Raw genomic sequence first — 21,767 nt, 5'->3', positions numbered from 1 at the left:
GTTAGAAAAGGTCGGCGTGGCCGAGCGCCACCAGGTTGTCGTAGGAGGTCTGCAGCGCGTCCCAGACGGTGCGCCCGTAGAGTTCGTCCTGCTCCACGAGGAGGTACCGGGCGCCGGCGGCCTGGGCGCCCGGAACAATGGATGCGAAGTCCAGGTTGCCTTCGCCCACTTCAGCGAACTGGACCACATTCTTGAACTCGGTCATGAACCCCATGATGTCCCCGGAATCCAGGAGCCCGAACGAGGACTCCGGCAATTCTCCGATCCGGTAGTCCTTCAGGTGGACCATCGCCGTGCGGCCGGCATACTTCTGCAGCGTCCGGACCGGGTCCAGGCCGCCGCGCTGCACCCAGTGCACATCGATTTCCATGCCCATGGCCGGGGAGTTCTCGGCAATGATGTCCAGCATGAATTTGCCGTCAAACTTCGCGAACTCGATGTGGTGGTTGTGGTAGTACAGGCTCAGGCCATGCTCCTGCAGGCGCTCCGCGTACTCGTTGGCCTCCTTGGCGAAATCTACGACTGCCGCGATCGACTTCATGGCCGGGAACGGCAGCATGCCGATCCGCAGGAGGCTGGAGTCCAGGCGCTTGGCGTCGGCCACGATCTTGTCGAAGTGCTCCGCCAGGGAATCTCCCGGACGGCCCTTGGGGGTCTCCATCGCGACGGACAGGGCCGCGATGTCCATGCCCAGTTCACTCCGGGCGCGGTCCAGCTCGGCGACGTTCTCCGGGGTCATCGGGATCTGGGAGATCTCGACGGCGTTGTATCCGATCGCGCTCACCTTGCGGAGCGTCTCGAACGCCCCCACTTCGGCGAAGCTGTCTTTCAGCATCATCGCTTGTACGCCAATCTTGGCCACTGTATTCCTCCGTGGTGTTACGGACCCGCACGGGCCCTCGTTGCCGGTTAGGTGCTGCCGCCAGGGCGCCGGCCGTTCGATCTGACGGCGCGGGTGGCCTCAGGCGAGGGCGCCCGCTTGTTCGTGCTGCATGCGCTGCGTTTCGAGCAGGCGGTGCCGGTCCGCGCGGCGCTGTTCCTGCCGGTCCGGGTCCGGGACCGGGGAGGCGAGCAGCAGCCGCTGGGTGTAGGGGTGGTCGGGGTCGGTGGTGACGACGCCGGCCGGGCCTTGTTCGACGATCTCCCCGTGGTACATCACGGCGACGCGGTGGCTGATGTGCCGGACGACGTCGAGGTCGTGGGAGACGAAGAGGTAGGACACCCCGGTGTCCTTCTGGATCTGCAGGAACAGGTCCAGCACCCGGGCCTGGGTGGAGAGGTCCAGGGCACTGACCGGCTCATCGCAGACGATCAGCTTGGGCGAGAGGGCCAGGGCGCGGGCGATCGCCACGCGCTGGCGCTGTCCGCCGCTGAATTCGCGCGGCAGCCGGTTGATGGCGTCGGCGGGCAGACCCACCTGGTCCAGCAGTTCCCTCACACGCTTTTTGGCCGCTGCGGCTTCCATGCCCTGCACGCCCAGTGGTTCGGCGAGGATGTCGCCGATCTCCAGGGCGGGGTTCAGCGAGGTGTAGGGATCCTGGAACACCACTTGAAGGTCACGGCTCAGGACCCGCCGGTCCTTGCGGGTGGCGCGGCTGATGTCCTTGCCGTCGAAGCTGATTGTCCCGCCGGTCACCGGGGCCAGCCCCAGGATGGCACGGCCCAGGGTGGTCTTGCCGGAACCGGACTCCCCCACCAGGCCGAGGGTTTCGCCGCGGCCGATGGTGATGTTGATGTCCGTCAGGGCGCGGAAGGGCTTGGCCCGGAACTTCTTGCTGGGGTACTCGACCACCAGCTGGTCGACCGCGACCAGCGGTGCGCTGTCGGTGGGGCTCATGCGACTGGCTCCTTCTGGCCGGCGGAAACGAGCAGGGACATGGGTTCCTTGCCTTCAAGCATCGACGCCAGAAGCGTCTGTGTGTAAGGGTCCTGCGGATTGCGCAGAATGTCGCGAACGGATCCTTCCTCCACGAGCCGGCCGTTCTGCATGACGGCCACGCGGTCGCAGAGATCCGCCACCACCCCGAAGTTATGGGTCACCAGAATGACGCCGATGTTCAGGCGCTGCTGGAGCTCGCGCAGCAGGTCCAGCACGTCCGCCTGCACCGTGACATCCAGGGCCGTGGTGGGCTCATCGGCGATCACCAGGTCCGGTTCGCAGCTGATGGCGCCGGCGATCAGGACCCGCTGGGCCATGCCGCCGGAGACTTCGTGCGGGTAGGCGTTGAAGGTCCGTTCCGGGTTGGCGATTCCGACGTCGGTGAGCAGCTTCAGTGCCCGCTTCCTGGCCTCGGGCTTGGAGATGCCGAGGACGCGGACCATGGGGGTGACCAGCTGGTAGCCGATGGTGAAGGCCGGGTCCAGATTGCTCATGGGCTCCTGCGGGATGTAGGAAATCCGCCTGCCGCGCAGCTTGGACAGGCGCTCCTGACTGACGCGCTCCTCGCCCGGGGCCACGGTGTACTTGCCGTCGAACTGGATGGAGCCGGCCACGATGCGGGCATTGTCCGGCAGCAGCCCCAGGATGGAGAAGGCGGTCTGGGACTTGCCCGAACCGGATTCGCCCACGATGCCCAGGATTTCGCCGCGGTCCACGTGGAAGGAGACGTCGTCGACGACCTTCTTGATGGAACCATCCGCCTGCGGATAGCCGACGCCGAGATTGGTCACCTTGACCAGGTGGTGTTCGGTTCCGGGGTCGACGGCGGCCACTGATTTCCGCGACGGGCGGGCGGGGAGGCGCGCCGGCGTCGAATTGTCCCGCATGGCCTTCTTCTTGGGGGGCTTGATCTTTTCGCCGTCTTCAAGGGCGTCGCGGATGGCGTTGCCCAGCAGGACCAGGGCTCCGATGGTCAGCGCCATGGCAAATGCGGGCCAGAACAGCAGCGTCGGGTTCAGGTAGACGTTCTTGAAGCCCTCCGAGAGCATCACGCCCCACGTGGCCTTGGCCGGATCCCCCAGTCCCAGGAACTCGAGCCCGGACTGGATAGCGATGGCAACACCGGCGATCGCCGCGGTCTGGATGATGATCGGGGCCCGCACCACGGAGAAAATGTGGCGGGTTACGATGCGGAGGTCCGAGAGGCCCGAGACCCGGGCGGCATCAACGTACAGCTCGTTGCGGACGGACTGAACGGCTGAACGCGTCAGGCGGAAGTAGGAGGGGCTGATCAGGACGCCGAACGCGATCATGGCGATCCAGACCGACGGGCCGAAGGCGGCCCGTATGGTCAGCAGCACAATCAGGCCGGGCAGGCTCATCAGGATGCTGACCACCCAGTTGGAAACGGCCTCGAACTTGCCGGCGTAGTACCCTGCGACCAGGCCGGCGGGCAGGCCTATCGCAATGGCGACGGCGGCGCACAGCAGCGCTGAGGTGAGGGTCAGCTGCGCGCCGAAGAGCAGTCTGCTCCAGACGTCGCGGCCGGAACTGTCCGTGCCCAGAATGTTGACCGCGTCCGGAGCTGCCAGCGTCTTGGAAATATTGGCGAAGTTCTCATCGAACGGCGCCAGGACGTCGGCGAAGACGGCCAAGATGCCCATGCCCAGAAGGATAACGATGGCGATGAGGCCGAGGGGATTCTTGAACAGGCGCTTGAGGACGGTTGACCGGACGACGGTGCCGGTCTGACCGGATTTTTCTGGAACAGCGCTGCCGGCGGCGGGCGTCAGGGCTGAGGTTTCGACGGACTCGGTCACGAGGCACGCACCTTCGGGTTAAGCCAGCCGTTGAGCAGGTCAACGATGAGGTTGACCACAATGACAACGGCGACGGTGTACATTACAACGCCCATGACAACTGGCTGGTCGCTCTGGCCGGTGGCGGCTACGGCGAGCGGCCCCATGCCGGGAAGGGCAAAGATCTGCTCGATGATGACCACTCCGCCGAGCATGCCAATCAGCTGGAGGCTGAGCACAGTCAGGCCGGCCGGAGCGGCGCTGCGCAGGACGTGCTTGAACAGGACCTCGCGTTCGCCGATGCCGCGGCTGCGCAGGGTCCGGACGTAGTCTCGTTCGAGTTGCTTAATAACGGCACTGCGGATCTGCTGCGCACCTCCGGTGACTCCGTTGATCAGCAGTGCTATTACCGGAAGGGTCAAGGAAAGCAGCCAGGCATCCGCTCCGACTCCGGGCGAAATGGTGCTGGTGGCGGGGAACAGGCCCATCTGGATGGCCAGGATGGTCACCAGGATGATGCCGATGACGAACCCGGGGATGGAATCGCCGATAATCGCCCCGATTTGGACCACGCGGTCCACCCAGCCGCGCTTGACCGCCGCGGCAACCCCGATGAGCGTCGCGACAATGGCGATGAGGATCATGGCCGAGAAGACCATGGTCATGGTGACGGGGATCCGGGTCGCGAGCGCATTGGCCACGGGCTCGGAGGTGAACCACGATGTGCCCAGGTCCCCGCCCAGGGCGCCCGTGAGCCAGCTGAAGTAGCGCGTGATGATGGGCTGGTCGAGCCCCAGCTCGGCTTCCTTGACGGCGAGCTGCTCCGGTGTTGCCTGGTCGCCCAGGATGTTCCGTGCGATGCTGCCGCTCGATACGTAAAGCAGGGAAAAGGTAAGGATCGATACGGCGAACAGGGTTACGAGTCCGCTGCCGAGGCGTTTGAGGATGAATGTGATCATTGCTGGGCTCCATTGACTGGCATGGTCTGACTGCCGGTTCCGGCAGCCCGCCGCTTATGGTGGCGGGCTGCCGGAACTGCGCCGGTTTTGTGGCTGCTACCCGCCGCTATGAGGCCGGCGAGTAGTTGTAGATCGACGGGACGGCCTGCTGGATCTGCGGGGTGACCTTGATCTTGGCGTTGTGGTAATACATCTGGTTCACACGGAACAGCGGCGCGAACCACGCCTGGTCCACCACGTACTTGTTGACTTCCTGGGCCAGTTTGGCAGCATCCTTGCCGCCGTTCTGGACGGCATCGATCTTGGCCTGCAGTTCAGGGGCGGTGTTCTTGAAGGGGTTGTACAGCGCCTTCGTCGAGACGATCTGGTTGATGGCCACCCACGGTTCTCCTTGGAAAAGCGAGAAGTACATGGTGGTGAACTTCTGCGCGGCGATATCGGTGGTGTACGTGTTGGTGATCGCTGCGCCCACTTCGAGGGTGACTCCCACGTCGGCCAGCTGCTGCTTGATTACTGCCAGCTGCGTTTCAAAGCCGGGGACGCTCGGGACCTGGAGAACCAGTCCGGTCTCGTAGCCTGCTTCTTTCAACAGGGCTTTGGCCTTCGCCGGATCGTACGGGTACTTGTTTTCGAGCCCTTCAACCCAGGCGCCACTTGCCTTGCCGAATGGCTGGGAGGTGGGGGTGCCCTGACCCAGCAGGACCTGGTCCAGGATGGTCTTGCGGTCAAAGGCGTAGTTGATGGCCTGGCGGACACGGATGTCCTTCAGGCCCGGGTTCTTGGTGCCGTCCCGGTCGAACAGGGTCAGGCCCTGCCAGTCCACTTCGTTCCCAGCCAGGATCATCTTTGCGCCTTCTGCCTGCTTGCCGGTCTTGGGATCCAGCAGCGTGGCATCGACCTGTCCCGAAACGAGGGCATTGGTTCTGGCGGTCAGGTCTACAAGGGTCTTGAAGGTAATCTTCTGGAACTTCTGAATGTCCTTGTTCCAATAATCCTTGCGGGCTGTGAACACCGACTGCGAGTCCTTGACCGTGGCAGCCTTGTCCATGACGTAGGGGCCGCTGCCCACGGGCTCGGTCTTGATGCCCTCAGTACCAAGCGCCTTGGGGCTGCCCATGAGGCCGGCGGCCTGGCTGAGGTAGAACTCCAGCGAGGGATCGGGCGTCGTCAGGTCGAGCTCGATGGTGTCAGCGTCCACCACCTTGACCTCCGAAACCGCTGTGAGCTGGGCCATCTGCGGGCCGTTGGCCTTCTTGAAGTGATCCAGGTTCGCCTTGGCCGCGGCGGCGTCGAACTTGGCACCATCACTGAAGGTCACGTCAGTGCGGAGATCAACGGTGAGCTTGGTGTTGGCCGCGTTGTTCTTCCACGCGGTGGCCAGCATGGGGCTGAGCTTGCCGTCCGGTTCCCGCAGCAGCAACGAATCGTATGCCGCCTGGTACGGCTGAAGGAAGTGACCTACGTGCGCCTGCGCCGGGTCCCATGAGCGGATTTCCTGGACGGCACCCAGCGTCAGGGTCGTGGCCGGGGCGCCGGCGGCCGCACCACCGGTGCCGGCTCCGCCGCCGCAGGCAGTGAGCGCGAGGGATGCGCTGAGGATGAGGGCAGCAGATGCTGCCTTGGGACCGAACTTCATTGTTGGCTCCTTTGGATCATTTGACGAGATCCGTTGCACGGACCATGGCGGCGGCAATGTGGCCTGAGCCACATTGCCGCTTGTGAGATCAGCGTACGTTGGGTTGCCAGATCTGGCAACCGGTTGTCATCACTTCTTGGATTATTGCGGCACGGAGTGTCGCCGGGCAATTGGACGGAGCACGACGGTGCGCCTGGAGAGCTCACGCAGTGCCAGGCACGACGTTCGCAGCGGAAAAGAAAGCGCAACGGAAGTCCGCGCGCCTGAGCCGGCGCAAGGCCTCGCCCGGGCGCGGAGGCGGCTGCGGTCAGGACACTTTTTCCTCAGAGCCGGGGTAGGACTGCCGGTAGAGTTCCTTCACGATCCGCAGCGATTTCGCCCCTTCGGCGGCGTCAATCCAGAACGGGCCCGGCTGCGCCAGTCCGGCATAGAAATCTGCGATCAGCAGGGCATGCGAAACGCCCCAGTAGGAACGGCCGCCCGAGCCGGTGACGCGTTCCCGCACCGCCTCGCTGCGCCCGTCGTCGTAAGTGACTGTCAGGTCCCCGCGCAGGTTCAATGTTGCCCTCTCGGTGCTGATGTCCAGCGTGACGGGCGCGTTGACGGTGTTGGCCAGGGTGGCGTAGAAGACCGAGCGCGCCCCGCTGCTGTGCAGCGCGGCGAACTCCGCCGTGTCCTCCACCTCGATGGTTTCTGCCAGTGCATGGGTCGAGGCGCTCCCGGCGAGCGCGACGACGTCGCCCACCAGCCATTGCAGCAGGTCAACGGTGTGGATGGCCTGGTTCATCATCAGCCCGCCTCCGCCCTCGGCCCAGCTTCCGCGCCAGGGCCGGCTAAGGTAGTAGTCGGCGTCCCGGTGCCACATGACCGTGGCCGAGGCCCCCAGCACCTGGCCCAGCTCGCCGGAATCCAGCAGCCGGCGCATTTCCTGCACCGGGGCATTGTAGCGGTTCTGGAAACACAGGGCAATTTTCGCCGTGCTGTCGGCAGCCGCGGCCAGCAGCCTTTCGCCTTCGGCCAGGGTGTGCGCCAAGGGCTTTTCCAGTACCACGTGGACCCCGCGGCGCAGGCATTCGATCGCGATCGCCGCGTGTTCGTGATGCGGGGTGGTGATGTGCACGACGTCGGGGGCTGCCACGTCGAGCATCTCGCGGTAGTCCTCGAAGCCGGGGACGCCATGGGCCTCCTGCGCCGCCACGCGGCGCGCCGGATCCGCGTCACAGACAGCCACCAATTCGGCGTCGTCCATCCCTGCAAGTGCTTCAAAATGAACGACCGACACGTCGCCGCAGCCGATGATTGCCGCCTTTGGCATCCGGAGCTCCCTACTTCCTAGGTGGTGTTACGTTCCTGCCAAATGAGGCCGGCTAGACGAGTTCGATCTGGTTCTTCGCGGCCAGCGCGGCGAAGGCACGGGCCGCAGTGCCGAAGGCCGCCGGGCCCGAGAAGCCGCCGAGTTCGTGGGCGCTGGCCAGGTGGGGTTCGAGCGAGGCGAAGCCGGCGTAGCCGTCCGCCTTGAGGGCGGCAATGGTGGCGTCGAGCTCGCCGTCGCCCTCGCCGGAGGGGACCACTTCCCCGGTGGTGGCCAGCGCGTCCTTGACCTGGAAGTACTCGAGGTAGGGGCGCAGCATCGCGTAGCCCTCGGTGTAGGGCTTGACGCCCACCTGGACGAAGTTGGCGTTGTCCCACGCGATGCGGAGCGCGGGCGAGTTCACGGTTTCCATGATGTCCAGCACGCGCTGCGGGGTATCGCCATAGATGCCTTTTTCGTTCTCGTGCAGGAGCACGACGCCGGATTCCGCGGCGAGCGCCGCAAGGGCGCCCATGCGGACTAGGACGTCCTCGCGGATGTCTTCCGCGCTGCGACCTTCGGCCCGGAAGAAGGAGAAAATGCGGACGTATTGTGTATCCAGCCCCCGGGCCACTGAGATGATCTGCCGGAGCCTCTCCACCTCGTGCTCCACCGGCAGGCTCACGTCCACCTTCCCGATGGGGCTGGCCACGGCCGAGACCTTGAGGCCCTTTTCATCCAGGATCTCCTTGAGCCTGGCAATCTGCTCGGGCTCCAGCTCGGAGACGTTGGTGCCCCAGGCACTGCGAACCTCGATGTGGCTCGCGCCCAGCGCCAGGAGCACGGCGGCCTGAACTGCGGGGTCCGGATCTATTTCGTCGCCGAAGCCAGACAGCGACCAGACTGCGGGTGGTGTTTTGCTCACGCGGATCTCCTGGGTTTCGCGGCCGCCGCGGGCAGCTTCCGGCTCCGGCGCGGTGACGCAGTTCACAAACGGTGTGGGCCCCAGTCTAGCCATCGCCATGCCTGAATGACAACCGGTTGCCGACTTCTAGCAATCTGTGGCATTCTTTGCTGACCGGCCCCGTGGCGGCAATCACAGCCCGGCCACCAGCCCCGGCCGCCACGGCCCGGACACCACGTTCAGAGAGGAGCGCCGTGGCGACGACGCAACCAGCAGCCGTGGACCGCCCGGCCACCATCCATGACATCGCCGCGCTTTGCGGCGTGGCGGCCTCCACGGTTTCCCGTGCCCTCTCCACGCCGGATCGGGTCAACATCAGGACGCGGCAGCGGATCGAGGCGGCCGCGGCCCGGCTGCACTACACGCCCAACAGCCAGGCGAAGGCGCTGAGTTCCGGACGCACGGGCGCGGTGGGAGTCCTGGTTCCGGATATCACCAACCCGTTCTACTTCGACCTCATCCGGGGAACCCAGCTCCAGCTCAAGGCGGCCGGGTACACCCAGCTGCTGGTGGACACGGAAGAATCCGACGAGGTGGAGGCCAGCACCGTGGAGCAGCTGCGCAAGAGCGCCGACGGCATCATCGTTGCCGCATCCCGGCTCAGCGACGAGGCTCTGCTGAACGCGGCGGCGAAGATGCCCCTGGTCGCGATCAACCGCGACGTGGCCGGCGTTCCCGCGGTCCTGATCGACACCCCGTCCGGCACCAGCCAGGCGCTGGACCACCTGATCTCGCTGGGACACACCCGGGTGGCCTATGTGGCCGGCCCGACGACGTCGCAGTCCAGCGAACGGAGGTGGACCGCGTTGTCCCTCGCAGCCGAGGAACGCGGCGTGGAGGTGCGCCGGCTCGGTCCGTTCGCCCCCAAGACCCAGTCCGGCGCGGCAGCGGCGGACGCCGTCGTCCACAGCGGGGTCACGGCCTGCCTCGCGTTCAACGACCTCATCGCCATCGGCATGCTCCAGCGCCTGCGCGAACGCGGCATCCGCGTCCCGCAGGACATGAGCATTGTGGGCTGTGACGACATTTTTGGCGCCGACTTCTGCAATCCGCCGCTGTCCACCATGGCCTCCCCGATCGAGCAGGCCGGCCGCGTGGCGGTGTCCATGCTGCTGGCCCAGCTGAACCCGTTCGCCGGCGGCGGCACCCGTAGCCGGTCCGTGATGCCCACCCACCTCACGGTCCGCGGCTCCACCGGTCCGGTGCGGCAGCCGGGCTAGGCCGGATCGCGGCGGGCCATGCGATTCGTTGGCCGTGCGCCGTGGCAGGTTCGTCGGCGCAGCGTGGCGGTTTTCGCCGCGGGTCCGGACACAGGCGCCGAAATCGGACCTGCGCACCCAGGATCCGCGTAGCGGCACCCCGAAATCGTAGCGGTGGTCCGAAGCCGTAGCCGCAACAGTTGAGCGTTGTTGACACCGCTGACTAGGCTGTGAGGCATGCGTGAACTCCAGGCGAAGATCATCGAGGAAATGGGCGTGCAGCCCCGGATCGACCCTGCCGGGGAGGTGCGCAAACGCGTGACGTTCCTGAAGGAATACTTGGCGGCCACCCACACCAAGGGCTTTGTCCTGGGCATCTCGGGCGGCCTGGACTCCTCCCTGGCCGGGCGGCTGGCCCAGCTGGCGGTCGAGGAACTCGGGGCCGAGGGCACTGAGGCGAACTTCGTGGCCGTGCGGCTGCCCTACGGTGTCCAGCATGACGAGGACGACGCCCAGGCGGCCTTGGACTTCGTGCGCGCCAAGACCGAATGGACGTTCAACATCTCGGCCGCAGTAGATGGCTTCGAGGACGAGTTCGAGAAGACCGTGGGTACGGAGATCTCCGATTTCCACAAGGGCAACACCAAGGCCCGGACCCGGATGATTGCCCAGTACGCCCTGGCCGGCGAGCACAACTACCTGGTGATCGGCACGGATCACGGCGCCGAGTCCGTCACGGGATTCTTCACCAAGTTCGGCGACGGCGGCGCGGACATCCTGCCGCTGTTCGGCCTCAACAAGCGCCAGAACCGCGCCCTGCTGGCGGAGCTCGGCGCACCGGCCCGGATCTGGGAGAAGGTTCCGACGGCGGATCTGCTGGACGGCAAGCCGGGCCGCACCGACGAGGACGAACTCGGCCTTGGCTACGACCTGATCGATGATTACCTCGAGGGCCGTGACATCCCCGAGGCCGCCGCCGAACGGCTCGAGGCGATGTACCTGCGGACCCGCCACAAGCGCACGGTCCCGGTGACGATTTTCGACACCTGGTGGAAATAGCCTGAGCCGAGAGCCCCAGGACGGGGCTGCCGGCCGAAACGGGGCGGTTCCAATTAGGGGATCAGCACGAGTTTGCCCCGGACATGGCCTGCGCGGCTGATGCCCAGTGCCCGGGCCGCGTCGGTGAGGGGAATCCGCTCCTGGATGCTGAAGCGGAGCTTTCCCTCGGCCGACAGCCGGGCCGCGTCCGCTACCCGTCCGTCCAGCAGCCTGACCGGTGCAATTCCGGCAGCGTTGGCTTCCTTTCCAGGCACCGTGGTCACCGCGGCGCCGTGGCCGCCGAGCAAATGGACCGTCGCCGTCGTCGTCTCCGCCCCGCCTAAGGTGTCCACGACGGCGGTGATGGTGCCCAGTGCGCGGACGCGTTCCACGAGCCCTCCGCCGTAGGCCACAGGCTCGGCCCCGAGGCCACGCAAATAGTCGTGGTTCTGCCCTGATGCAGTGCCGATGACCTGGGCGCCGAGGTGCCGCGCGATCTGGACTGCCGCCGAGCCGACCCCGCCCGCTGCGCCGTGGATGAGGATCGTGTCCCCGACGCCGATGCCAAGCTGAACCAGCGCCGAATACGCTGTGCCGCCAGCTATCGCGACGCACGCCGCCTGCTCAAAATCGATGCCCGCGGGCTTCGGCGTCAGCTGGTTGGCCGGAAAATTGGCCACGGCACGGTAGCCTCCGGAAATGCCATTCCAGATGACCTCGTCGCCCACCTTATAGCCGGTCACGCCGGGGCCAACGGCGGTCACGATCCCTGCCGCCTCACACCCGGGAACTGCCGGGAAGTCCAGCGCAAGGTACGGCTCCAGGTAGCCGGCCACGACTTTCCAGTCCACCGGATTGACGCCGACGGCGCGGATTCCCACCTGGACCTCGCTCTCCGCCGGAGCGGGCGGTTCCTCCTCGCCAACGGTGACGACGTCCGGGCTGCCATAGTGATCGAAAGAGATCTTGATGTCTGTCATACGGCTTTGCTCTTTCGGCTCGACGCGATGCGGCCTGTGCTGCCAGCTTCTGGTACAAGCGGCGGCTGCGCAAGAGTCGCCCGGCACGATGAACTGTCCGAGGTGGCCTGAGCCGAACCGGGGCCTTTGACGAGGGTCAGGCGCCTGGCGGGTGGGTCAGCAGCGTGGAGATCCGGTGCGCTTCCTCCATGAGCAGCCGCCCCAGCTGCGCACGCCGGTCCTCCCGGAAGCGCGGTTCGATGCCGGTCAGGGACAGCGCCCAGGCGGGGCGCCCCCGCTGGTCGAAGACCGCCGCGCCCATCCCCCAGCTGCCTTCCAGGACCAGCCCCGGATTGACCGAATAGCCGGCCTGCCGCGTCGCTTCGAGGTTCGCTCTGACCAGTGCTGCGGTGTGCGCGGCCGCAAAGCTGCCGGCGTGGGCTGGCCAGTTGGCAAGCAGCTCTTCCTGTTCTTGTGCCGGCAGGAAGGCCATGATGGCGGTGCCGGCGGAGGCGACGCCCAGCGGGAACCGCACCCCCTCGTGCAGCACGAAGGATCGGACCGGGAAGCTGCCTTCCTCCCGGAGCAGGCACACGGTCTCGTTGCCGCGGCGGATGGAGAAGAACGCGCTTTCGCCGGTCTCTTCGGCGAGGCGGCGCAGGCTCGGCCGCGCGAGGTCCTCCAGGGGGAAGCGCGCCGAGGCCACAGACCCCAGCAGCAGGATCTCGGGGCCCAGGACCCAGTTGCCGCTGCCCGGATCCTGGTCCAGCAGCCCCTCGGCCGCGAGCGAGCTCAGCAGCCGGTGAGCGGTGGGGCGGGTCAGGCCCGATTCGCGCACGAGCTCCACCAGTGGACAGCCCTCCGGCTTCCGGCCAACCAGGCGGAGCAGGCTGGCTGCCCGGCTGACCACCTGGGCGCCCTGGACGGGGATTGTATTCATTGCTTGCCTCACGTCGGCCCGGAACTGGATGATGCTTTCACCCACGCTGCTTTTACCCAATTTTCCCATCAGGTATCCACATAATGGATAGTCTCAAGGGTAGCGCCCACACTGTAAACTCCGCCAATTTGCGGGGAAACTTCACGTTGACAGTGGTCCGCGAGACACCATAGGCTTCTTCTTCAGGCATGGAGTCCACAAAGTGGATTGCCGGAGTGGATAGCAAGACCAGCTCAATGAGGAGATGCAATGTCAAAGGTGAAATCCGGGGCAGCGGCCGCTTTGCAGGACGTCCTGCGCGACGGCATGACGCTCGCCGTCGGCGGTTTCGGGCTCAGCGGGATCCCCGCTGACCTGATCGAGGCGGTGCGGGACTCCGGGGTGAAGGACCTGACGGTCGTCTCCAACAACATGGGCGTGGACGGCAAGGGCCTCGGGGTCCTGATCGAAGGAGGCCAGGTCCGCAAGGTCATCGCGTCCTACGTCGGGGAAAACAAGCTCTTCGCCGAGCAGTACCTCGCCGGCCAGCTGGAGGTGGAGTTCACCCCGCAGGGCACCCTTGCCGAGCGGCTGCGCGCCGGCGGCGCCGGCATCCCGGCGTTCTACACGAAGACCGGCGTGGGTACCCTCGTCGCCGAAGGCAAGCCGCTGGCGGAGTTCGACGGCGAGACCTATGTCCAGGAACGCGCCATCAAGGCCGACGTCGCCCTGGTCCACGCCCACACGGCCGACACCGACGGCAACCTGATCTACCGGTACACCGCGCAGAACTTCAATCCGGTAGTGGCTACCGCCGGAGCCGTGACGGTCGCCGAGGCCGAAGTGATCGTCGAGCCCGGCCAGCTGGACCCGAACCGCATCATCACCCCCGGCGTGTTCGTCCAGCGCCTGGTCCAGGCCAGCGGCCGCGTCAAGGACGTCGAACAGCGCACCGTCCGCCCGCGGCTCGCAGCGGAAGCCGAGGCGGCGCACGCCGCCCCCGCCGTCACCGTCTAATCCGGCCCGAGCGCCACCCGCCCCGGGCGCGCCGGCATTGGCGCCCACCCTTTGCACTCTGACTTTCCAAGGAGAACCCCCATGGCCTGGACCCGAGATGAAATGGCCGCAATCGCGGCCGAAGAACTGAACGACGGCGACTACGTCAACCTTGGCATCGGCATCCCCACGCTGGTGGCCAACAACCTGCCCGGCGGCGTCCGAGTTGTCCTGCAGAGCGAGAACGGCCTGCTCGGCATGGGCCCGTTCCCCTTCGAGGGCGAGGAAGACGCGGACCTGATCAACGCCGGCAAGCAGACCGTCACGGTCCTGCCCGGCGGCAGCATCTTCGACTCCGCGACGTCCTTCGGCATGATCCGCGGCGGGCACGTGAAGGTCGCGATCCTGGGCGCCATGCAGGTCTCCGGCAACGGCGACCTCGCCAACTGGACCATCCCCGGCAAGATGGTCAAGGGCATGGGCGGCGCGATGGACCTCGTGGCCGGCACCCCGCGCGTCGTGGTCCTCACCGAGCACAACGCCAAGGACGGCACCGCCAAGATCGTCAAGGAATGCACGTTGCCGCTCACCGGGCTCAGCTGCGTCGACCGCATCATCAGCGACCTCGCGGTCTTCGACCTTGTGAAGAATGAACAAGAAGCAGGCGGCGGGCGGAAGCTCACGCTCACGCGCCTCGCGCCCGGCATCACCGTGGAGGAAATCCGCGAAAAAACCGAAGCCGACTTCGATGTCGCGCTCGAATTTGAAGGAGCGACGGCATGAGCCTCAAAGACCAGTTCGGCAAGGACGTCCTGCTCACCGGCTGGGGCCACAGCCGGTTCGGCAAGCTCACCGATCAGACCCTCGAGTCCCTGATCGTGCAGGTCGCCATCGAGGCGATCGGCAACGCCGGGATCGAGCCCGGCCAGATCGATGAGATCTACCTCGGCCAGTTCAACTCCGGCATGATGCCGCTGGCCTTCCCGTCCTCCCTCGCACTGCAGGTCTCGGATCAGCTGGCCAACGTACCCTCCACCAGGGTGGAGAACGCCTGTGCCTCCGGCTCGGCCGCGTTCCAGCAGGGCACCAAGTCGCTGCTTGCCGGCACCGCGAAGACAGTCCTGGTGATCGGCGCCGAAAAGATGACGCAGGCCGGGGCGGACGTCGTGGGCGCGGCCCTGCTCGGCGCGGACTACGACATGGCCGGCAAGGCCTCCACCACCGGGTTCACCGGGCTCTTCGCGGAGGTCGCGAAGCACTACGGGAAGCGCTACGGCGACGGCAACGGAAAGCTCGGCGACGTCCTGGGCACCATCGCGGCGAAGAACCACCGCAACGGCGTCGACAACCCCTACGCCCAGCTCCGCAAGGACCTCGGCGAGGAGTTCTGCCGCACCGTCTCGGACAGGAACCCGATGGTTGCGGATCCGCTGCGCCGCACCGACTGCTCCCCCGTGTCCGACGGCGCCGCCGCCGTCGTCCTCTCCGTCGCCCCGACCGGCGGCGCCACCGCGCCGGTGCGGCTCGCCGGCTTCGGCCAGGCGAACGACTTCTTCCCCGCCGAGCGCCGGGACCCCACCGAATTCGCCGCCACACGCGCCTCCTGGCAGCGGGCCCTGGGGATGGCCGGCGTCGGGCTGGAGGAGCTCGACTTCGCGGAAGTCCACGACTGCTTCACCATCGCCGAACTGCTCATGTATGAGGCCATGGGGCTGACCGAACGCGGCCAGGGCGCCCGGGCGCTCGAGGAAGGCTGGGTCTTCAAGGACGGCAAGCTGCCGGTCAACGTCTCGGGCGGGCTCAAGGCCAAGGGCCACCCCGTCGGCGCCACCGGCGTCTCCCAGCACGTCATCGCCGCCATGCAGCTCACCGGCACGGCCGGCGACATGCAGCTGGCCAACCCGCGCCGGGCCGCGGTGCAGAACATGGGCGGCGTGGGCATCGCCAACTACGTCAGCGTGCTCGAAGCCCTCTAAATCAACGCGGGGTCAGATACGGCTCAGCCCGCCGGGCTTAAGGGCCCGGATCTGACCCCGCGTTGCTTTGTCCTCGCCTACGTGGCCGGCATGCCACGGGACTAAACTCGTTCCCAGCCCATCCACCACAATGCGAGGAGCACCCATGCGCGCCACCATCATCCACGGCCCCGGCGACATCCGAGTCGAAGACCGCGACTACCCCACCCTCCAGCTGCCCACCGACGTTATCGTGAAGGTCACCGCCTCCTGCGTCTGCGGCTCGGACCTCTGGCCGTACCGCGGGGTCAAGCCCACCCACAAGCCGTCCGCGATCGGACACGAGTTCATCGGGACGGTCGAAAGCATCGGCGACGACATCAAAGACCTCGCCGTGGGCGACTTGGTGATCGCGCCGTTCGTGGTCAGCTGCGGCGCGTGCCCGCAGTGCCTCGACGGCGTCACGGTCGCCTGCGACCACCTCGCCGGCTGGGGCGGCAAGGATGACACCGGCCACGGGATCGACGGCGGCCAGGGCCAGGCCGTCCGCGTACCGCTCGCCGAGTCCACACTGGTCAAGGTCCCGGGCGTCACCGACCCGGACGACGCCCTCCGCGCCAGCTTGCTCACCCTCTCCGACGTCATGGCCACCGGCCACCACGCAGCCCTCGCGGCCAAGGCCGGTCCCGGCCGGACGGTCGTGGTGGTCGGCGACGGCGCCGTCGGGCTTTGCGGCGTCCTGGCCGCCAAGCGCCTCGGCGCGGAGCGGATCATCGCGATGTCGCGGCACGCCGACCGCCAGGCGATCGCCCGCGAATTCGGGGCCACGGACATCGTCGCCGAACGCGGGGACGAGGGCGTCGCCAAGGTCCGCGAACTGCTCGGCGGCGTGCTGGCCGACTCCGTGCTGGAGTGCGTGGGGACCAAGGAATCCATGGAGCAGGCCCTGCACAGCGTCCGCCCGGGCGGCGCCCTCGGCTTTGTCGGCGTCCCCACCGGCGGCGCCGAAGCTCCGCTGCGCTTCCTGTTCGACACCAACATCTCGATCGGCGGCGGCATGGCCCCGGCCCGGACGTACATCCCGGAACTGCTGGCGGACGTGCTGAACGGCACCATCAATCCGGGCCGCGTGTTCGACTCGGTCATGCCGCTGGAGGAGGCCCCCGAGGCCTACCGCGCCATGGACGAACGGCGCGCCATCAAGGTCCTCCTGACCCCGTAGCCGGGATTTCGACGGCGGCCGCGCTTGCACCCGCGCGGCCGCCCGCGGCGGCCCCGGCTGTACTGCTAACTCCCGCCCTTGCAAGGGCAAGGACGAGGGTCTAGCGTGAAGCGCATCAGCATCCGCCGCCGTCAAGGGAGACGTCATGGCCAGGTTCGTGCAGATCATCGAATTTCAGACCTCCCGCATTGAGGAGATCGAGCAACTCGGCCGGCCCTCCAGGACGGAGGGAACCACTGCCCCGACCTTCCGCCGCATCATGGCCACCGCAGACCGCGACCGCCCCGGAACCTACCTCACGATCGTGGAGTTCGACTCCTACGAGTCGGCCATGGAGAACTCCAACCGGCCTGAGACCTCCGAATTCGCCGCGCAGATGGCCGCCCTGTGCGACGGCCCTCCGGTCTTCCGCAACCTGGATCTTATGTGGGAAGACACCGGCGAGGCCGACGCCGGCCAGTAGGCCGGGAGGCTCGCTTGGCAGAGGTGCCGCAGCGCCGCCGGGCTCAGGGCCGGCGGCCGCCCGCGGCTTGAATACGTGGCGTGAACACGTGGCTTGAAGACGCGGACAGGACGTGGGAGCAGGGAAATGGGTTCTGCAGATGGCAGGGCGCCGGAAGGTCTCGTCATGGATCTCAGCGGACTGGGTTCCGCTCCCCTGCCGCTCGTGGGCGGAAAGGCCCTGAACCTCGGCAAGCTCACGGCCGCCGGGTTCCGCGTCCCCCGCGGATTCTGCCTCACCACGGTTGCCTACCGCAAGGCGGCCCCGGCCGAACTGGACGCGCTGGCGGCCCGGCTGGACGCCGCGCAACCCTCGCCGAACGACGGCGAACCAGACGACGACGAACCAGACGACGGCGAAGCAGACGACGGCAAAACAGGCGACGGCGACTCCCGCCTCGGCCGGCCAGGCCGCCCCGGGTTGGCCCGGCCCGGACCGGACCTGGGCGAACTGGCCCGGCAGGCGCGGGAAATGATCGTGACCGCGCCGATTCCCGCCGACGTCGATGCCGCCCTCCGCGGCGCGTATGCCGCGCTCGGCAGCCGGGCCACAGTAGCGGTCAGATCCTCCGCCACCGCCGAGGACCTGCCGTTCGCCAGCTTCGCCGGCCAGCAGGATTCCTTCCTGAACATCTCCGGAGCCGACGCCGTGGTCGAGTCGGTCCGGCGCTGCTGGGCCTCACTCTGGACCGAACGGGCCGTGGCCTACCGCGCCGCCAACGGGATCAGCCACCGTGAGGTGGGGCTCGCCGTCGTCGTCCAGGATCTCATCGCCGCCACCAGCGCCGGCGTGCTCTTCACCGCCAATCCCGTGACGGGCACCCGGACCGAAACGGTCATCGATGCGAGCGCCGGGCCCGGCCAGGCGGTGGTCTCCGGCAGCGTCAACCCGGACCATTTCGTCGTGGATACGGCCACGGGACAAATCCTCCTCCGTTCACCGAAGGGGACGGCAGGCCGGCAGCGGCCGAGCCTGGACGACGCCCGGATCCGCGAGCTCACGGCCCTCGGCGATACCGTCCAGGGGCTGTTCGGTGCACCCCAGGATGTGGAATGGGTGATCGACGCCGCCGGCAAGATCTGGGTGACCCAGTCGCGGCCCATCACCACGTTGTATCCGCTGCCGGAGCCTGAGGCCGCCGAACCCCAGGGTGCGGAGGCAGGGGCCGACGCCGACCCCCGCGTGTACCTGTGCGGCACCCTGCTCCAGGGGCTGACCAGGCCGCTGACACCCATGGGGCTCTCCGTGCTGGGCTCAATGCGGAACCGCAACGGGCCGTGGCGGTACGTCAACCCGGGATTGCGGATGTATGTGGACGTGACGGCCATGGTGCGCAACAGGTACGGCCGCCGCTACCTGCTGCGGATGCTGCCGCTGGCGGACGGCAGGTCCGGCGCGGTTTTTCCGGCACTCCTGGATGACCCGCGGTTCGGCGTGCGCAAACGGCCGTCCCGGCGGGCAGGACGCGGCGCGGCGGGCAGGCGGGCCCCCCGGCAGCCGGGGACGGGCAGCGGCGCGGCGGGCAATAGCGCAGGGCGCGATCCCGGAACCCTGGCCGGCCTGGGCCTGACGGTCCGGCTGCTTCCGTCCCTGGTGCGGGCCGTGGTGCGGCCGTCCGCCGAACTGCGCCGCGCCTTCGATTACGGAACTCGACTTCAATCCGAGCTTGTCCTGCCGGAACCGGCCACCACTTTTGGCCGGCTCGATCACGCCCAGCGCATCCTGGAGAACACCGTGGACGGGCTGATCCTGGCGACGCTGCCCGGACCGTCCGTTGGGTACCTCATGCTGGCCGGGGCGCGCAGGCTGCTGCGCGGCATCGCGGCACCGCGGGAACTCGAGGCCGTGTTGCGGGGGCTGCCCAACAATGTCACTACCGAGATGGACCTCGAGCTCTGGCAACTGGCCGTCACCATCGGCGCGAATGCCGCATCCCGGGAGGTGTTCCTGGCCCACGGGCCAAGGGAACTGGCCGCCCTGTACAAGGCCGGCTCGCTGCCCGCAGTGGCACAGACCGGCCTGCACGGGTTCCTGGACCGCTACGGCCACCGCGCCGTGGCGGAAATCGACCTTGGCATGCCGCGGTGGTCGGAGAAGCCGGACCATATCCTCGGCATGATCTCGAACTACCTTCATGTGGTGGACCCCGAGCAGGCCCCCGACCGGCAGTTCGCCCGCGCCGAGGAACATGCCGAGGCCAGGATCCGCAGCCTGGTGGAACGGACCAGGGTCCGGAGCCGGATCCGTGCCCGGCTGGTGGAATTCTGCCTGCGCCGGACCCGCCAGCTGTCCGGGCTGCGCGAACTGCCCAAGTTCTGCATCATCCTCGCCCTCGCGGAGATGCGCCGCCAGCTCAACGCGATCGGCATCGAGCTGGCCCGGTCCGATGCGATCGCCGCCGCGGACGACGTGTATTTCCTGGAATTCGACGAGGTCCGTGTCGGTTTGCGGGGCGCCGACCTCAAGGGCATCGTCGCGGGCCGCCACCGGATCTACGACGTCGAACTGCGCCGGCGCCGGATTCCCCGGCTCCTGCTCTCCGACGGCACGGACGTCGAGGCGGCCGTGATGGCCAAGTCCCCCGTTTCCGGCGCCCTCGCCGGGACACCGGCGTCGGCAGGTACTGCCACCGGAACGGTCCGGGTCATCCTGGATCCGGTGGGCGCGCACCTCGAGCCCGGGGAAATCCTCGTTGCACCCTCCACCGACCCCGGCTGGACGCCGCTGTTCATGACGGCCGGCGCCCTGGTGATGGAAATGGGCGGGGTGATCTCGCACGGCGCCGTGGTGGCCCGCGAATACGGCATCCCGGCGGTGGTGGGCGTGCCGGATGCGACCACCCGTTTGCGGACCGGGGAGACCGTGACCGTGGACGGGTCGGCCGGAACGGTACGGCAGGTCGACGCTCCGCTCTCGCCCGCGACGGCCGCCGGCAGCCTGGCTGGCTGAGCTGAACCTCCGGACCGGCCGGCGCCGGACCGTTGAATTGCAGCGACCTCCGCCACGCCGCCGGCAGGGGGCTATGTTAGATAGATGGTGTCTGCCGGGAGTAACGCACAGGGCGGCCAGGTTCCCGAGGGCTTTGGTTCGGGGCTGGTGGACGATGCCGCCCGCCGGGACGCCGCGTTGCCCGACTTCGACTGGGCCGCCCTTCCGGCAGGCGTGATGCGCGGTGAGTTCGAGGCACCGAGCGGGACCCTGGCGACGATCGCTGCCGGAGTTCCCGGGAAGCCGCGCGTCGTGCTCGTCCCGGGCGCGACCGGCTCCAAGGAAGACTTCATCCTCATGCTGCCCGAACTCGCCGCGGCCGGCTACTTCGTCCTCAGCTGTGACATTGCCGGGCAGTATGAATCCGCCCAGGCCGGGCCCGAAAACCTCGTTCCGCCCCGGCACTGCTACGACTACGAGCTGTTCCGCGACGATCTCCTGGCCATGCTGGACACCGATGAAGGCGCGGTGCACGTCGTGGGATATTCCTTCGCGGCGGTCGTTGCCCAACTGGCGTTCGTCCAGCGGCCAGAAAAGTTCCGCAGCCTGACCCTCATCAGCTGCCCGCCGGAGCCGGGGCAGAGCCTCCGCTATGTGCGCCTGGCTGGCTGGATCAGCTGTTGGGTCACCTCCAGGGTCGGTACCGCATTAATGATTTGGGGTATCCGCAGCAATATTGCCCGGGTGGCGCCGCAGCGGCTGCGGTTCGTCAGGAGCCGGTTCGCGTTTACTCGCCGCACCTCGGTGGTCGACATCATCGGCCTTATGAAGCGCACCCCGGATCTGCGCCGGGTGCTGGCGGCCGCGACGCTGCCAAAGCTTGTCGCAGTCGGTGAACACGACCTCTGGCCGCTGGCGTTGCACCGGAGCTTCGCGCAGTCGATCGGTGCGCGGATTTCGGTCTACCGCGCGGGCCACAGCCCGTCCGAGACCTCGCCGTACCAGATCAGCCGGGACCTGATTGCGCTCTTCGACGCCACCGTCTCGGCCTGACGAAAGCGGCCGTCCGGGACGAAGACCCCCGTCAGACCCTTGCACCGCGGCCCGTCGCACCGTACGTTGGGGACAGCGGACGAATGTCTCCGCAGCCGTTGGCCTTATGGCCGCCGGAGATCAGCAGCATTTCAGAAGGATAAAGGCATGGCTACAGGCACAGTTAAATGGTTCAACGCCGAAAAGGGTTTTGGCTTCATTGCCCCGGATGACGGGTCGGCCGACGTTTTCGCCCACTACTCGGCAATCGCTACCAGCGGCTACCGCTCGCTGGACGAGAACCAGAAGGTTGAATTCGACGTCACGCAGGGCCCGAAGGGCCCGCAGGCTGAGAACATCCGCCCGCTCTAAGTACTCCGGAAAAAGCCCCGGCCGCCTGGCCGGGACACTTTCCCCGAAGACCACAACGCCCCTCCGGAGGATTCCTCCGGAGGGGCGTTTGTGCGCCGTGCCCCTGCTGCCGTGCGG

At 67.4% G+C, this 21,767-nt stretch carries 19 protein-coding genes; 10 read left to right on the top strand and 9 right to left on the bottom strand.

Annotation, left to right across the window (positions count from 1 at the left end):
* Position 1: 1 nt before the first annotated feature.
* From B5X90_RS09920 to B5X90_RS09890, 7 genes are all read right to left on the bottom strand, one after another.
* Positions 2 to 862, bottom strand: coding sequence for a sugar phosphate isomerase/epimerase family protein (locus B5X90_RS09920; protein ID WP_256860154.1), 861 nt, complete (start codon positions 860 to 862; stop codon positions 2 to 4).
* Between the two features lie 99 nt (positions 863 to 961).
* Positions 962 to 1,837 carry an ATP-binding cassette domain-containing protein gene (locus B5X90_RS09915; protein WP_079552452.1) on the bottom strand — a complete coding sequence of 292 codons (876 nt, stop codon included), beginning with the start codon at positions 1,835 to 1,837 and terminating at the stop codon, positions 962 to 964.
* Positions 1,834 to 3,699 (bottom strand): dipeptide/oligopeptide/nickel ABC transporter permease/ATP-binding protein, encoded by a 1,866-nt coding sequence (locus B5X90_RS09910; protein ID WP_079552450.1) that lies wholly within the window; start codon positions 3,697 to 3,699, stop codon positions 1,834 to 1,836. The genes B5X90_RS09915 and B5X90_RS09910 overlap by 4 nt, the downstream gene beginning before the upstream one ends.
* The gene (locus tag B5X90_RS09905) at positions 3,696 to 4,637 is read right to left on the bottom strand and encodes an ABC transporter permease (RefSeq protein ID WP_079552448.1); all 942 of its coding nucleotides are present in this window, start codon (positions 4,635 to 4,637) and stop codon (positions 3,696 to 3,698) included. Before B5X90_RS09905 ends, B5X90_RS09910 begins: the two co-directional genes overlap by 4 nt.
* A 106-nt stretch (positions 4,638 to 4,743) precedes the next feature.
* Positions 4,744 to 6,273 (bottom strand): ABC transporter substrate-binding protein, encoded by a 1,530-nt coding sequence (locus tag B5X90_RS09900; protein WP_079552446.1) that lies wholly within the window; start codon positions 6,271 to 6,273, stop codon positions 4,744 to 4,746.
* Between the two features lie 307 nt (positions 6,274 to 6,580).
* Positions 6,581 to 7,588: a Gfo/Idh/MocA family protein gene (locus B5X90_RS09895; RefSeq protein WP_079552443.1), complete on the bottom strand. Its 1,008-nt coding sequence runs from the start codon at positions 7,586 to 7,588 to the stop codon at positions 6,581 to 6,583.
* Positions 7,589 to 7,640: 52 nt separating this feature from the next.
* Complete coding sequence (locus B5X90_RS09890) at positions 7,641 to 8,489, bottom strand: sugar phosphate isomerase/epimerase family protein (protein WP_079552503.1); 849 nt, start codon at positions 8,487 to 8,489, stop codon at positions 7,641 to 7,643.
* Positions 8,490 to 8,722: 233 nt separating this feature from the next.
* Here B5X90_RS09890 and B5X90_RS09885 point away from each other — a divergent pair, with 233 nt between their 5' ends.
* Complete coding sequence (locus B5X90_RS09885; RefSeq protein ID WP_256860153.1) at positions 8,723 to 9,748, top strand: LacI family DNA-binding transcriptional regulator; 1,026 nt, start codon at positions 8,723 to 8,725, stop codon at positions 9,746 to 9,748.
* Between the two features lie 216 nt (positions 9,749 to 9,964).
* The gene (nadE, locus tag B5X90_RS09880) at positions 9,965 to 10,786 is read left to right on the top strand and encodes an ammonia-dependent NAD(+) synthetase (RefSeq protein WP_079552438.1); all 822 of its coding nucleotides are present in this window, start codon (positions 9,965 to 9,967) and stop codon (positions 10,784 to 10,786) included.
* A gap of 53 nt (positions 10,787 to 10,839) precedes the next feature.
* On the opposite strand, the gene B5X90_RS09875 is transcribed toward nadE, so the two are convergent.
* Positions 10,840 to 11,745: an NADP-dependent oxidoreductase gene (locus tag B5X90_RS09875; protein ID WP_079552435.1), complete on the bottom strand. Its 906-nt coding sequence runs from the start codon at positions 11,743 to 11,745 to the stop codon at positions 10,840 to 10,842.
* A gap of 136 nt (positions 11,746 to 11,881) precedes the next feature.
* Positions 11,882 to 12,664, bottom strand: coding sequence for an IclR family transcriptional regulator (locus B5X90_RS09870; RefSeq protein ID WP_079552501.1), 783 nt, complete (start codon positions 12,662 to 12,664; stop codon positions 11,882 to 11,884).
* Between the two features lie 249 nt (positions 12,665 to 12,913).
* Here B5X90_RS09870 and B5X90_RS09865 point away from each other — a divergent pair, with 249 nt between their 5' ends.
* The 8 genes from B5X90_RS09865 to B5X90_RS09830 all read left to right on the top strand — a co-directional run bounded on the left by B5X90_RS09865 (position 12,914) and on the right by B5X90_RS09830 (position 21,650).
* On the top strand, positions 12,914 to 13,660 hold the full coding sequence (locus B5X90_RS09865) for a CoA transferase subunit A (protein ID WP_079552433.1): 747 nt from the start codon (positions 12,914 to 12,916) through the stop codon (positions 13,658 to 13,660).
* 81 nt (positions 13,661 to 13,741) lie between these two features.
* Positions 13,742 to 14,422 (top strand): CoA transferase subunit B, encoded by a 681-nt coding sequence (locus B5X90_RS09860; RefSeq protein WP_079552430.1) that lies wholly within the window; start codon positions 13,742 to 13,744, stop codon positions 14,420 to 14,422.
* Complete coding sequence (locus B5X90_RS09855) at positions 14,419 to 15,615, top strand: acetyl-CoA acetyltransferase (protein WP_079552428.1); 1,197 nt, start codon at positions 14,419 to 14,421, stop codon at positions 15,613 to 15,615. The genes B5X90_RS09860 and B5X90_RS09855 overlap by 4 nt, the downstream gene beginning before the upstream one ends.
* A 145-nt stretch (positions 15,616 to 15,760) precedes the next feature.
* On the top strand, positions 15,761 to 16,816 hold the full coding sequence (locus tag B5X90_RS09850; protein ID WP_079552425.1) for a zinc-dependent alcohol dehydrogenase family protein: 1,056 nt from the start codon (positions 15,761 to 15,763) through the stop codon (positions 16,814 to 16,816).
* Positions 16,817 to 16,961: 145 nt separating this feature from the next.
* A complete protein-coding gene (locus B5X90_RS09845; RefSeq protein ID WP_079552423.1) occupies positions 16,962 to 17,279 on the top strand; it encodes a hypothetical protein in 318 nt (105 codons plus the stop codon).
* Between the two features lie 126 nt (positions 17,280 to 17,405).
* Entirely contained in the window at positions 17,406 to 20,267 is a 2,862-nt protein-coding gene (locus B5X90_RS09840) for a PEP/pyruvate-binding domain-containing protein (RefSeq protein WP_256860152.1), read from the top strand.
* 84 nt (positions 20,268 to 20,351) lie between these two features.
* On the top strand, positions 20,352 to 21,299 hold the full coding sequence (locus B5X90_RS09835) for an alpha/beta fold hydrolase (protein WP_079552419.1): 948 nt from the start codon (positions 20,352 to 20,354) through the stop codon (positions 21,297 to 21,299).
* Positions 21,300 to 21,446: 147 nt separating this feature from the next.
* Entirely contained in the window at positions 21,447 to 21,650 is a 204-nt protein-coding gene (locus B5X90_RS09830) for a cold-shock protein (RefSeq protein WP_009357211.1), read from the top strand.
* Positions 21,651 to 21,767: the final 117 nt, after the last annotated feature.

It is taken from the genome of Arthrobacter sp. 49Tsu3.1M3, assembly GCF_900168135.1.
Taxonomy (GTDB): Bacteria; Actinomycetota; Actinomycetes; order Actinomycetales; family Micrococcaceae; genus Arthrobacter.
This window is presented reverse-complemented; position numbering and strand designations above follow the sequence as displayed.

Excerpts from the sequence above, each read along its gene's own strand:
- B5X90_RS09915 (WP_079552452.1), bottom strand. The coding sequence starts at position 1,837 with ATGAGCCCCACCGACAGCGCACCGCTGGTCGCGGTCGACCAGCTGGTG.
- B5X90_RS09905 (WP_079552448.1), bottom strand. The coding sequence starts at position 4,637 with ATGATCACATTCATCCTCAAACGCCTCGGCAGCGGACTCGTAACCCTG.
- B5X90_RS09900 (WP_079552446.1), bottom strand. The coding sequence starts at position 6,273 with ATGAAGTTCGGTCCCAAGGCAGCATCTGCTGCCCTCATCCTCAGCGCA.
- B5X90_RS09895 (WP_079552443.1), bottom strand. The coding sequence starts at position 7,588 with ATGCCAAAGGCGGCAATCATCGGCTGCGGCGACGTGTCGGTCGTTCAT.
- nadE (WP_079552438.1), top strand. The coding sequence starts at position 9,965 with ATGCGTGAACTCCAGGCGAAGATCATCGAGGAAATGGGCGTGCAGCCC.
- B5X90_RS09875 (WP_079552435.1), bottom strand. The coding sequence starts at position 11,745 with ATGACAGACATCAAGATCTCTTTCGATCACTATGGCAGCCCGGACGTC.
- B5X90_RS09870 (WP_079552501.1), bottom strand. The coding sequence starts at position 12,664 with ATGAATACAATCCCCGTCCAGGGCGCCCAGGTGGTCAGCCGGGCAGCC.
- B5X90_RS09865 (WP_079552433.1), top strand. The coding sequence starts at position 12,914 with ATGTCAAAGGTGAAATCCGGGGCAGCGGCCGCTTTGCAGGACGTCCTG.
- B5X90_RS09860 (WP_079552430.1), top strand. The coding sequence starts at position 13,742 with ATGGCCTGGACCCGAGATGAAATGGCCGCAATCGCGGCCGAAGAACTG.
- B5X90_RS09855 (WP_079552428.1), top strand. The coding sequence starts at position 14,419 with ATGAGCCTCAAAGACCAGTTCGGCAAGGACGTCCTGCTCACCGGCTGG.
- B5X90_RS09850 (WP_079552425.1), top strand. The coding sequence starts at position 15,761 with ATGCGCGCCACCATCATCCACGGCCCCGGCGACATCCGAGTCGAAGAC.
- B5X90_RS09845 (WP_079552423.1), top strand. The coding sequence starts at position 16,962 with ATGGCCAGGTTCGTGCAGATCATCGAATTTCAGACCTCCCGCATTGAG.
- B5X90_RS09840 (WP_256860152.1), top strand. The coding sequence starts at position 17,406 with ATGGGTTCTGCAGATGGCAGGGCGCCGGAAGGTCTCGTCATGGATCTC.
- B5X90_RS09835 (WP_079552419.1), top strand. The coding sequence starts at position 20,352 with ATGGTGTCTGCCGGGAGTAACGCACAGGGCGGCCAGGTTCCCGAGGGC.
- B5X90_RS09830 (WP_009357211.1), top strand. The coding sequence starts at position 21,447 with ATGGCTACAGGCACAGTTAAATGGTTCAACGCCGAAAAGGGTTTTGGC.